At 61.4% G+C, this 10,084-nt stretch carries 9 protein-coding genes and 1 pseudogene; 6 read left to right on the plus strand and 4 right to left on the minus strand.

The features are described from left to right. Positions 1-149 precede the first annotated feature (149 nt). From V1Y59_RS23540 to V1Y59_RS23560, 5 genes and pseudogenes are all read left to right on the plus strand, one after another. The gene (locus V1Y59_RS23540) at positions 150-494 is read left to right on the plus strand and encodes a type VII secretion target (protein WP_330507466.1); all 345 of its coding nucleotides are present in this window, start codon (positions 150-152) and stop codon (positions 492-494) included. Between the two features lies 1 nt (position 495). Beyond that, positions 496-1,878, plus strand: coding sequence for a hypothetical protein (locus V1Y59_RS23545; protein WP_330507467.1), 1,383 nt, complete (start codon positions 496-498; stop codon positions 1,876-1,878). Further along, entirely contained in the window at positions 1,878-2,180 is a 303-nt protein-coding gene (locus tag V1Y59_RS23550; protein ID WP_330507468.1) for a hypothetical protein, read from the plus strand. The genes V1Y59_RS23545 and V1Y59_RS23550 overlap by 1 nt, the downstream gene beginning before the upstream one ends. A gap of 427 nt (positions 2,181-2,607) precedes the next feature. Then, positions 2,608-3,198 carry a DNA-binding protein gene (locus V1Y59_RS23555; RefSeq protein ID WP_330507469.1) on the plus strand — a complete coding sequence of 197 codons (591 nt, stop codon included), beginning with the start codon at positions 2,608-2,610 and terminating at the stop codon, positions 3,196-3,198. Positions 3,199-3,212: 14 nt separating this feature from the next. Beyond that, positions 3,213-3,849, plus strand: a pseudogene (locus tag V1Y59_RS23560) (RES family NAD+ phosphorylase). A gap of 288 nt (positions 3,850-4,137) precedes the next feature. On the opposite strand, the gene V1Y59_RS23565 reads toward V1Y59_RS23560, so the two are convergent. The 4 genes from V1Y59_RS23565 to V1Y59_RS23580 are packed head-to-tail and all read right to left on the minus strand — an operon-like array spanning position 4,138 to position 8,806. After that, positions 4,138-5,316, minus strand: coding sequence for an MFS transporter (locus tag V1Y59_RS23565; protein ID WP_330507470.1), 1,179 nt, complete (start codon positions 5,314-5,316; stop codon positions 4,138-4,140). A gap of 40 nt (positions 5,317-5,356) precedes the next feature. Continuing rightward, positions 5,357-5,911, minus strand: coding sequence for an adenylate kinase family protein (locus tag V1Y59_RS23570; protein ID WP_330507471.1), 555 nt, complete (start codon positions 5,909-5,911; stop codon positions 5,357-5,359). After that, positions 5,908-7,317, minus strand: coding sequence for an MBL fold metallo-hydrolase (locus V1Y59_RS23575; RefSeq protein ID WP_330507472.1), 1,410 nt, complete (start codon positions 7,315-7,317; stop codon positions 5,908-5,910). The genes V1Y59_RS23570 and V1Y59_RS23575 overlap by 4 nt, the downstream gene beginning before the upstream one ends. Position 7,318: 1 nt before the next feature. Continuing rightward, positions 7,319-8,806 (minus strand): MBL fold metallo-hydrolase, encoded by a 1,488-nt coding sequence (locus V1Y59_RS23580; protein WP_330507473.1) that lies wholly within the window; start codon positions 8,804-8,806, stop codon positions 7,319-7,321. 437 nt (positions 8,807-9,243) lie between these two features. On the opposite strand from V1Y59_RS23580, the gene V1Y59_RS23585 reads away from it, so the two are divergent. Next, on the plus strand, positions 9,244-10,044 hold the full coding sequence (locus V1Y59_RS23585; protein WP_330507474.1) for an IS630 family transposase: 801 nt from the start codon (positions 9,244-9,246) through the stop codon (positions 10,042-10,044). Positions 10,045-10,084: the final 40 nt, after the last annotated feature.

A 10,084-nucleotide genomic window follows, 5' to 3' on the forward strand; every position in this document is an offset into this window, starting at 1 on the left:
GACATACGGGCTCACCAACCGACCATATCCGAGACATTTAGTGCTCGAGATTCCAGACAGCCAACACGCTGACCAGCACCGATAACCAGCCGCCGCCCCGAAATCGGGTCAGGAGGTCCAACTCAGGCCTGATGTCGGGAGGGAATGCAATGACGAAGGACAAACCGCTAGAAGTTGATACTGACGGTTTGCAGGTGACTGCGTCGCAGGTCATTGACGGTGCCGATGCTGCGCGTCAGGCGTTCGAGGCGCACAGCACCGCGTTGTCATCCGCAGCGGGCGGGCTTTTCGCGCACAGCGGCCGAGCACTGCAGGCGAAGGCCGAGGTGTGGAGGGCCCGAGGAGCCGACTTGTCAGAGGCTGCTGGTCGGCACGGTGCCGCGATGCAGACTGCGGCGTGGCGATACCTTGCCGACGACGTCGCCAACTCGCGTGAAGTTTCAGCCGCCGTCTATCGGCCGGAGAGTGACGAGTCTGTCGATCTGAGGCTGTGAGGTGGTCACGTTTGGCGAAGTGCTTGCGTTCGACCCAGAGCAAGTCGCTCAAATCTTTGACATCTGTCGCGCGCAGGAGGAGACGTGTGCATCTCTGGGCGACCAGCTGAAGAGCCTCGATAGCCTTCGGTCGTGGGACGGTGACGCCGCGGACGCTGCCCGAGATTCTGCAGGTCGGCAGCGGGTTGATGTCGATGCTCACGGGACCGAAACCTGGAAGATCGCGGCTGCGGCCCGAGACTGTTACAACGAGGGCGTCGCGTTGAAGCGTTCCGCCCAAACCTGTGAGGCTGATATCGCGGCCGCGGGGCTCGTAGTCGACTCGACGACCGGCAAAGTCTCGGATCCGTCGCCTCCTGACATGACGGAGTGGTCCGATGCCGACCGTCAGGCGTACCGCGACAAGATCGATGATCTGCAGGGCCGGGTCAACAACGTGATCGCCGCAGCAGAGCGCTTTGATGATGATCTGGCCGCGGCGATCAACGCGGCAAATGGATCACTGCCGCTGGCGCCCGACGGTGAAGGTGCACATGTCAACGGAGCCGACCGCCCAGCCAATCAGGTAGCGGCGTTCAGAGAGCTTTACGGGCGAGATCCGGTGAGTGTGAACGATTGGCGCTTGGCTGAGATGCTCGACGCACACAGCTATGACCCGCGATATCAGGGTGAGCCGCCCGTTGTGAGTGTCGCAAAGATTGAACCCGTACCCGGTCAAGGCATCGTGGCAACCGGTTTGTTCATCCCGAATGAGCGAGTGGTGGCGGGGCCTGACTTCACTGACCCATTCCTCGAGTACAACGACGGGGATGGCCGTGGGTTTAATCAGAACCTTGCACCTGAGGACACGCGCGTCTCCTACGTCGTCGACTATGAGAATGGGTACGTGATCGCTCGCCAGAACCCTTCGGTGGTGAGTGAGAGTGGCGAGGTGCGCACCGGAACGCCAGACGTGAAGGTCAATCAGCTCGATGACGGCACGGTCCTAGTCGATTACAGAGCAGCCGACCCGTTCGCCCCAGCTCCGGCCGCGGCGACTGGGTGGTCGGTTAACGGCCAGACCATCATTACACCGTCAGAAGATGGAGCTGAGATATCTGGTCGAGTGACGGATTTCCCGTCGATGGAGACCTATCAGTACATGCCAGATGGCACGGTCAACACCCTGCATCAAGATGACGCGGGAGACCACAGTTCCACTGGGCCGATGCTGAATCTTCCGTTCCATCACGAGTTCGGAGACTACGACGACGACTTTGACCGGTTTCCCCAGGAGATGTATGTAAGCCCAAGGGATCAAATGCCCCTGCCGACGGGCGAAGTGGAGGGTGGAACTTCGTTGGGTAGCCCGACAAGTCCGCCTCGTGTTGAAGTGAGTGAGTGATGAGCGGGTCTGGAGTGAATAGAGAAGTTGAAGCGGGCGAGGGTCATTGGGCTGCGCCCTCGTACTTCGTGACTGCGTTGGGAATCGTGCTCTCGACTGCTCTTCTCTACGTCAACGGCCGTGTGTGGCTGGATGATGCGGAACCCAACTTGGGCGCAACGTTGCTCATCGTGGGAGCCGTGGCCGTCGTATTCGGGATCGCCTACCTCCTAGTGCCGAACCGGCCGATCCGACGATTCGCCCTTGCCGGTTTACTCGCCGATGTCGTTGTCGCCATCGTCTTTGTTGGTGTAGCAATATGACAGATGAGCGCTCTGAGACCGTGTCACGCGAGCCGCGGAGTCCCTTCTTCGGTCCCACAAGCCCTTTCGCAGCAAGCGTCACCCTGCTCCTCAGCCTGGTGGTCTGGCTCGTACCGGGTGCGCTATGGGTTGTCATCCTCGTGCTGACCGGGGCCTGTCTTGGTCTCGTCGCGCTGGGGACGCCAGGAGTGATCCGTCAGATCGGCTCCGGTCTGCTCGTGGGTGCTCTCGCTACACCCCTTGGTGTCATCTTCGCGTTCGTTTCCAGTTCGGTCGGGATGTGAGTCATCGACATATTGCCGGCGGCAACTCCCCAAACGTGAACACCTCTCGACGCCTGGAAGAGTGAAGACGGGTGCCGATTGCCCGATTCTATTAACGCAGATAGCATCGATCTGACACCGTTAGCTGTGGGATGTGGATCAACATGTCGACTGCGGACGACGACCTCGACAACTTGCTGCGCGACCGTTTCGACCTCGATCGAGCGGCACTGGTCGCTGCGCTACGCACTTTGCCGCCGCAGCGCCCGTGGGCGGCGCGACTGACCGAGGGCGACGCCCGGTTGCTCGACACCGCCGGGTTCACCGAGGACCCCGACGACTACGCCCAGATCGCCGCAGACGCGACCGCGCACATGGCGCGGCTCTACAGCACCGCCCTGTCCGCGTCCGCGGTGGCCAAGGGGCTGCAGGTATCGGACTCGCGGGTGCGTCAACGTCGTCTCGCGCACACCTTGTGGGCGATTGACGACGGCCGGTCGTGGGTCTTTCCAGTCCTGCAGTTTGAGCACGTCGAGCCAGACAAACTCATACACGTTCGCGGGTTGGATCAGGTTCTGCCCCAACTGCTATCCCGTGGACTGCATCCCACCGCGGTCGCCGCGTTCCTGGAGTCGCCGCAGCCGCAACTGCCCATCGGTGGACAGCCCAGGTCAGTCAAGCAGTGGCTGTTGCACGGAGAACCGGTTCAGGCGGTCCTGGAGCTGCTCGAGATCGCCGATTGGACAGCCTCTTAGTGGCCTCGGACTCGATGCTGCCCGACCCGCCCGATCCGGGCGACCTACGGGCACTGGGGTTGCGGGACGACGAGGTGCGGGTGATACGGGTCGACGGGGTGGTGGCGCGTGCACCGCACCATCGGCGACCACGTGCTGGCATGGAATGCGCTGCGCACCTACGGGCCGGTGCTGCGGTTCGACCCCCACCATCTGCCGCGTGGGGAGGACCCTGACGGACGCGGTGTCTGGTACGGCGCCGCGACCCCCGATGCTGCACTGGCCGAGGCTTTCCAGACCGACCGCACGATCGACCGCGGGCCCGAGCGTCCCTACCTCACCGGTTTGTCGTTCACCCGTCCGATCACCGTGATCGACATTGCCGCCGACAGCTCGGGTGCCTGGGCCACCCGTGCCGGTGGCACCTACGCGCTATCCACCGGAGGCCACCACATCACCCAACGCTGGGCCCGCCACATCGTCGAGGCCCACCCCGACATCGATGGGCTGCGCTACAACAGCCGATTCGCCGGCACGCCGTGCCTGGCATTGTTCACCCCGGCCTCGACTGCCATGCCCAGCAGGCCGCAACTGTCCCTACCGCTAACTCACCCGGACCTCGCTGGCCGCATCGCGAGCGCGGCGAGGAGGCTCGGCTATGGGGTCGTTTGAGGTTCTGGAGACCGCATACGCTCTGTTCGGATGCCGGTACCTGGGCCGGTCGGCATGAGGCGACGCCGACGTCGAGTGGGCGCCCGATCACGTCGACTGGCCCTCGCATTCGCAGTCGGTGCCCTACCCGTCACCGAGTGCATCCGCGGGTGCCTCAGCTCGACCGTTGCGATTGAACGACCGCACTCACGCGTATCCCCAATGACGAGACGTCCAGGCGCAATCGAGTGGAACCGGCCGGTCCTCGGCTGCGACTGATCGCCGATTACCTCAGCTCGCGCGGCGCGGTTACGGTTCGAGATTTGGCTCGCGATGCAGATGACCCAACGTCAGGACCCCAGGCACGAGAGCGGCAAGCACAACGGAGGCGATCAGAACGACGAGGGATGCCGTCGAAACCTCACCGAACGAGAGGTGACCGAGTGCCAGACCGGTAATGAGGATGCCTACGAGCGAGAAGGCGCTGTTTCCAAGCGCATCTATCGAAAGGACTCGGCCGAGGAGTTCGGCCGGCACGCTCGCCTGCAGGGCTGAGATCCACAATGTGCCGAAGATGCCCATCGCCAGGCCGAGGACGAAATACGCGGGGTAGATCAGCGGCGTCGGAGCATCACAGATCAGGACGAGCAGTACCGCACCCTGCAGAACAAGCACAGGCATCGCCAGGATCGCGGGAATCCGTACCCCCCTCATGAACAGCAGCGTCGCTATCAGTGCGCCAGCCGATTCCACGGCCATCGCATACCCGTACTGCCCCGACGCGTGTTGGTTGCTCAGCCATAGCGGAACGATGAGAGTTATTGGGGCGCTGACGAAACCGATCTGAATTGCACCCTGCGCGATGATCGCCATCACCCACTTGTGTGACCACACGAAGCGGAACCCGTCAGTCGAGAATCCGCTCATCCGCCAGTGCCGTTCCGGAGTCATGCCTGCCGGCCCAAGCGTGAACCCGATTATCGAAACGCAGGCGAGTACACCAGCCAGGATCGGAATCGTCATTTCTGCATCGACGCTGGCGAGCAGTCCCGCCAGAGCCGGACCGGCAATGCTCGAGAGTTTCGATGCTGTCGATCGCAGAGCGTTAGCGCTGTGGCGGTCTTCGGGTGCGGCAATGTCGCCGATGTAAGCGCTGAACGCGGGCCGATACAGCGCCACGCTGATACCGGCAGTGATGCCTATCAACACCAGCAACCATGTCTGCGAAGACACCATGTAGGCAACGCTGAGCAACGCCGCGATGACGCGGCCGACGTCGATCAAGATCAGGGTGTGGCGCCGATTGAACGCGTCCAACCAGATCGACGATCCGAGAAGGGCGACGAGTCCCGTGGCAGTGCTGCACGCCAGCAGAAGTGTCAGGTCAGCAGGGCTTTGCGAGACGCTGACGACGATGAGCGTAAGGCCGACAGTGAGCAGGCCGTCGCCGAGCATGTTGAACAGTTGCACCGAGAGCAGTGCACGCATGCTATTCGCAGAGCTCTGCCGCGATGCGGTGTCGGCGGAGTCAGTCGGTCTCACGGCGAGCAATCACCTCGGACAGCAAACCATCACCGTAGGCCTCGGTGACGACGATGATTCGGGAGTCCTTGGCCAACTCGTCGGCAGCGCGCACGGTTGTCAGCTGCCACTGCCTTCCTCCTCTTCTCCACCAGTCGTCGACGGATTCGCCACGATCGGCACGCATTCGATGAAGCCAGTCATCCAGATCCGACAGATGAGGATGGATAAGCACTAGCAGAGCGCTTGACTGTAACAGCATGTCAACGCGATGGGCTGCGGTGATGAGATAGCCTCCCGCGGTGTCGATCACACTGTTGCTGTGCTGGCTCAGCCACCCCCATATCATCAACTCGTCGAACTGGGCGACGTACCGTCCGTATGCTAAAGCTCCGCCACGCGCGTAGATGTTTTCGGCCCGGGTAGAGGAGAAACCAAAGGGCCGCGCCAACGAATCACGTTCGAGATCGCCACTGAGGTAGGCCATCGACAAAGCAGTTGACAGGTGGGTGGCGGCCGTAGTTTTGCCGGCACCAGGCGCACCGAGAATAACGATGTTCACGATGCAGGTCCATCGAACTGCCTTATGAGTTCCCGTGCGAGATCAGGGCGTACTTGCTCGCTGAGTGCCTCATACAGGAATGCTACGGGGCTGGTGTCGCGGGGCCCGTCGAACCACTGCGCTGCGCTGGCCGTGCATACTTCCCAGATTTGCCGACGGCCGTGGAGAACATCAAGGAAGTCGTCGGCGTAGACGTCAAGCCCGAACGGAATCGTCATGATCGCGTCCCGTAGCGTTGCCGCGGAACTTTCGAACCTTCCAGCCGCCAGATCGAAACCGACACCGATGAAATCGTCGTCGCCGCCGCGCAGGTGTAGGTAGAGACGAGTGCTGTCGACGTCATTGCCGAGGTAGGTGTTCGCACTTACCATGGTTTGACCCAGCTTGGAGTTGATCAGAATCGGCTCCAAGCATCGCAGTTCGTCAAGAATCAACTCGCCGATTCGCTCCAGTGAGGCGGTGCCGCCATTGATGTGGCGCGGCCGTGGCGACCGCGACCACGGTTCCTCGTGGCCCTCGCCGCCGTGGCCGTGGTTCGGCTGGCCAGCAATGATCCAGTCGGCGGTGCCTACTGCGCCGTCGGCACCAGCCTGTTCACCGGGGGCTAGTCCGATTAGTTCGACACCCAGCGACAGGCACGAGACGATGTCGGCGAGTTCGTTGCTGTCAGACAATCTGAACAGCGGCGGCGCATCTGGGTCGTCGTAGGTGTACCCGGCACCACTGAGCAGTATCTGACGAACGGAACCGAGTTCCGATGCTGGCACGTCTACCACGGCACGTACGATCCGCAAGCCTTCGGTGGAGGTTTGCAGGCTGTTTTCAATGATATTGGCGAAAGCCCCGTTGCCGGGCTGGACCGGGATCTGCGCATTGTTCGTCGCGATCAGCACGCGCGGCGTCATGCCTGCCGATGCAATGGCGGAGTAGTCAATCTCACCGTCCGATTGGATGAGTACGCCAGGATCCTCGACGGTGGTGAACATCGCAGAATGCACTCGATGCTCCCACAGGGGCGACCGATCGGCTACCCCGAACAACGCAATCTGAATGTCACCGATGTGGTGGATGGCGCCTTGAGGTAGCGCAACGACAGGGAAACCATGTGTGGCCAGCCAGTCAGTGACGACGGCCGGGCAGATGAGCGGAACAATGACCGGGGTGTTGGTATCGAGCAACTGCAGCGACGGTGGGTGAAAGTGGTCGAGGTGTTCGTTGGTAATCACGACTGCGTCGGATTTGGGCATCGCGGCGTGAGCGACAGTCCGAGGCGGGTAGATCGTGAAGCGCAGGTCGTCCCGAAACCCGAAACTGTCGGTCAGGACAGGGTCGACCAGAATAGTTGTACACGCGGTGCTGATCGTCCAGGACTGGTGGCCTATATAGGTGCATTCGAGGGTCGACATCTCATCCAATCGGGTCGGCTTGCAGCACTCGTGCGAGTTGACGTTTGTAGATATCAAAGGCGATGTCTGGACGGGCCTGCTCTCCGAAGCCGTTGTAGAGCGCAAACACGGGCGACCGCCCATAGTCGCTCGGGTACCACGAACGCATAGCCACTCCGACGATGTCCCAGATCTGGAGGTGGCCGGTGAGTACGTTGTACCAATCAGCAAGCTGGGTGCATATCCCGAAGGGATAGTGGGCGACCGCGTCGGAATCGGCTGTCGCGTCGTCGACGGGTATGAATCGCGACAAGCGCAGATCTAAGGCCCATTCGTAGCGATCGCCGCCATTGACGAGGCGGAACAGAAACAGGTCGTGGGCGCGGCCTTCATCGATCGAGCTGCGTTTGAGCATCGCTGAGTAGTCGGTGGTGAGCAGCAGCCGAGCCAGGTATGCGAGACCGTCTTCGACGACCGGCAACACGTCAGCCACCTCGTTGGTGGTCAGTGACGCCGAGATTTCCTTCGACGGTATCCGTCCGTCCTCTTGGATGAATCGTTCGCGCCGCTGCATCAGTTCGTTCCATCGTCTGGTGTCCAAGCGCACCCAAGTGGCGTCGGCGTCCGTCTGCTTCAGTCGCCCCGACTTGAACTCGAACCTGTCGCCGGGTGACGGCCCAAAGGCCATCGTGTTCTCGCACAACCGCTGCAGGGCAGCAGCCATGACCTTCTGATCTGAGAGCGGAAACGGCCCCATCTGCTCATAATCCTTGAGGAACCCTCCGCCGGTGATGAGCAAATCCGCGTCGAGCAGCTCGGGGAAGGGTGTCAGCGAGTCGTCGAAGAGTGCTGCGAGAATCTCCACGCCGGGGATCGCCGAGCGTTGCCCGACTCCCGCAAATGTGTGTTCATCGACCATGTTGTCAGTCGACCCGTAAACCCCTGGGGGAGTGACCTGCGCGTTGTTGCTACAGCCGTACACCGATGGCGCCGGAACTATCCCGGCTCGCACATCTTGAATGAACCGTTCGGAGGGAAGCGCGTCGACAGTCACGAAGATCCCGCCCAGATCTGGTGTGACTGCGTCGCGTACATAGATTTGGCTGACACGACTCTCCCAGAGAGCCGTATTGTTACCTGCCGGATACAGCTGGAAAAGCACGTCGTCACCAGCGGAGTACTCTTGGCCGAACTTCGCGACAATCACTTCGAATCCCAAATTAGACAACAGCGTCCGAATCGGCTGCGGCATCAGCGGGCCGACGTAAACGGTCGCTGACCGGTCAAGGCGGTTGAGGCTGGCCACCTGGAAGTGGTCGGAATGTTCGTGAGAAACGACGATCGCTGAAGGTCGCGGCATCTCGTCGAACAGCACCTGACGCGGTGGATAGATCTCTACAGGGCTGCTGGTGTAGTCGTCTCCATACGTCTTCTCCAGAACCGGGTCGACCAGTAGCCCATCGTCTCCGCCAAAATACATGGCGTTGTGGCCGATAAAAGTCATATCCACCAGATCAAATCCTTTAACTCGCTGCGATATTGAGATCCGCGTCCGGGTGGCACCCTCAGGAGAGAGTGCCACCCGGACGGAGCTGTTACCGGGTGTAATAGATGGGGATAACGCTCAGTCCCCGACCCGAACTCGGCTGGCTAGCCGACCGGTTGGAGGCCGTCATACGAGTAGCCGAACGGACTCGCGCGAGCTCAGCCGCGTTGGGTGCTTCGATCTTCTGCTTCATTTCATTCACCTCCCTCCCTTGTTTCCGATTGGTAGATATCCACGCCTCCATCAGCAAGTGCGGATCGTCTGGGAATCGCGCAGGAAGTGCTAGTGTCCTGCGCCATAAATTCGTTAAATAACTGTAACGGAGGGATGTTGCGCGGCAAACGGGCTGCTCGGGCGTGGGATCCTGGGGTATGGCAGGTGGGCGACCGAAGATCGAGTTGGTGTTGACCGAGGACGAGAGCCTGACGCTGACGCGGTGGGCAAAGCGTCGAAAGTCGGCTCAGGGGTTGGCGTTACGGTCTCGGATTGTGCTGGGGTGCGCCGAAGGGTTGACCAACAAAGAGGTCGCCGCCCGCGAGCGGATCAGCCCGCAGACAGTGGGTAAATGGCGGCGCCGGTTCGTCGAGGCCCGCCTCGACGGACTGGTCGATGATCCACGGCCGGGTCGGCCGCCGTCGATCGCGGCTGACAAGATCGAGGACGTGGTGGTCACCACGTTGGAACAAACGCCGGCCAATGCGACGCACTGGTCGCGGGCGAAGATGGCCGAGCGCACCGGCATGAGTAGATCGACGATCGGTCGGGTGTGGAAAGCTTTTGGCCTGCAACCTCATCGGGCCGATCACTACAAACTGTCAAATGATCCGCTGTTCACCGAGAAAGTCTATGACATCGTCGGGCTCTACCTCGATCCGCCCGAAGCCGCGGTCGTGTTGTGCGTTGATGAGAAAAGCCAGATCCAGGCGCTCGCGCGCAGTCAACCCGCGTTTCCGATGATGCCGGGCATGCCGGAGAAACGCACCCACGACTACGTGCGGCACGGAACCTCAAGTCTGTTCGCAGCGTTCAACATTGCCGATGGCGCCGTCATCGCGCAGATGCACCGCCGCCACCGCGCCGTCGACTTCCGCACATTCCTACGCCACGTCGACAAACTGAGGTTCCCCCCGAACCGTAGAGGCATCGATAATGAGGAGCACGATGCCAGAGAAGCGCAAGAAGTACGACCGGGAGTTTCGTGATGGGGCGGTCCGGATCGTCGAGGAGACGGGTAAGCCGATC

It is taken from the genome of Gordonia prachuapensis, assembly GCF_036350515.1.
GTDB classification, from domain to species: Bacteria; Actinomycetota; Actinomycetes; order Mycobacteriales; family Mycobacteriaceae; genus Gordonia; species Gordonia prachuapensis.